Source organism: Nocardioides sp., from assembly GCF_035429765.1.
Lineage (GTDB): Bacteria > Actinomycetota > Actinomycetes > Propionibacteriales > Nocardioidaceae > Nocardioides.
Window position 1 is genome coordinate 10,149 of the sequence record NZ_DAOMFK010000099.1, and the last position, 1,357, is coordinate 11,505.

General features: G+C 71.6%; 3 protein-coding genes. 2 read left to right on the forward strand and 1 reads right to left on the reverse strand.

Annotated features, from left to right (window positions below; genetic code table 11):
• Window positions 1-145: 145 nt before the first annotated feature.
• Complete coding sequence (locus PLP61_RS10400) at window positions 146-415, reverse strand: ABC transporter permease family protein (RefSeq protein WP_324502642.1); 270 nt, start codon at window positions 413-415, stop codon at window positions 146-148.
• Between PLP61_RS10400 and PLP61_RS10405 the strand changes: the two genes are divergently transcribed.
• Both PLP61_RS10405 and PLP61_RS10410 read left to right on the forward strand, forming a co-directional pair.
• Window positions 409-813: a DeoR/GlpR family DNA-binding transcription regulator gene (locus PLP61_RS10405; protein ID WP_324502643.1), complete on the forward strand. Its 405-nt coding sequence runs from the start codon at window positions 409-411 to the stop codon at window positions 811-813. The two genes, PLP61_RS10400 and PLP61_RS10405, sit on opposite strands and share 7 nt — an antisense overlap.
• 45 nt (window positions 814-858) lie before the next feature.
• On the forward strand, window positions 859-1,357 hold a 499-nt coding region (locus tag PLP61_RS10410; protein WP_324502644.1), incomplete at its 3' end, for a hypothetical protein.

The following is a 1,357-nucleotide window of genomic DNA, read 5'->3' on the forward strand; positions in this document are numbered from 1 at the left end:
CGCCCCGTCTTCCGCGGTCCCGCACGCCCCGTCTTCCGCGGGGTTGTTGTCGCCAAGACGCCCGGATCGGGCCCTGGGAACGACAACAGAGCCGCGGCAGACGGGAAGAGGCACGCGAGCAAGGGTGGGGTGGCCCGGGGGAAACTCAGCCCTTCGTCGCGCCCAGCGTGAGGCCGGAGACGAACTGCTTCTGGAGCACGAAGAAGACGATCAGGACGGGGAGCGCCACCATCACCGACCCCGCCGCCACCAGGTTGGTGTCGGTGAAGAACTGGCCACGTAGGTTGTTCAGCGCGCTGGTGATCGGGTACTTGTCGCCGCGGGAGATCAAGACGGTGGCCCAGAAGAACTCGTTGTAGATCCAGGTCACCTCGAGCACGGCGAGCGCGGCGAGGGCCGGGCGCACCAGTGGCATCGTCAGCTGCCAGTACTGGCGGAACACGCACCGGGGGGTGGCACACCCCGTCGGACGCCCTGGTCGGGCCGGTCGCCATCACCGCCCTGACGCCGCTGCACGTCGACTCGGTGTTCATGGGGGTGCACGGGATGGACCAGCGGGCGGGCTTCAGCACTCCGAACCTCCTCGAGGCGGAGACCAACCGGGCGATGATCCGCAGCGGCCGGCGGCTGGTCGTCCTCACCGACTCGTCCAAGTGGGGGATCGTCGGCCTCAGCTCGATGGCCGAGCTGTCCGACGCCTCCGTCGTGGTCACCGACAGCGGGCTCCCCGCGCACGCCATCGGCGTGCCGTCGGAACGGGTGCCGGAGCTGGTCCTGGTGGACGTCGTGGCCCCGGCGGTGGAAGGGGTCTAGCGGGAACCGGGGGCCCGGTTGGGTGCCGCGTGGTCCAATGTCCCGGTGACCGCTACCCGCCGACCGCGCCAGGTGACCCTCGCCGCCTGGTCGATCATGGTCGGCTCGGTGCTGGTCGTCGTCAGCGGCTACGAGACGATCGCGGGCCTGCACAGCATGGAGGTGCGTGAGGCGATCGAGCAGATGCTCGCCGAGGATCCCCTGTCCGGGCTGGGGCTGGAGGTCGGCGCGGTCCAGCAGGTGGTCCGGGTGGCGGCGATGCTGGCGGCCGCCTGCGCGACCGCAGCGGCGATCCTGGGCTACCAGGTGCTGCGCCGGAACCGGGCCGCCCGCCTCGCGCTGACCGTGCTCGCCCTCCCGCTGTTCCTGGCGGGCATGGTCACCGGCGGGTTCTTCTCCTCGCTGGTGGCGATCTGCTCGGTGATGCTCTGGCTCTACCCCGCCCGCGCCTGGTTCGACGGGACCTGGCGCCCCGCGGACGCCTCGGTGGGCCGCGGTGCCGGCCCCGCAGCCCCACCCTGGCCGACGTCTCCTCCTGCCGGGG

Excerpts from the sequence above, each read along its gene's own strand:
- PLP61_RS10400 (WP_324502642.1), bottom strand. The coding sequence starts at position 415 with ATGCCACTGGTGCGCCCGGCCCTCGCCGCGCTCGCCGTGCTCGAGGTG.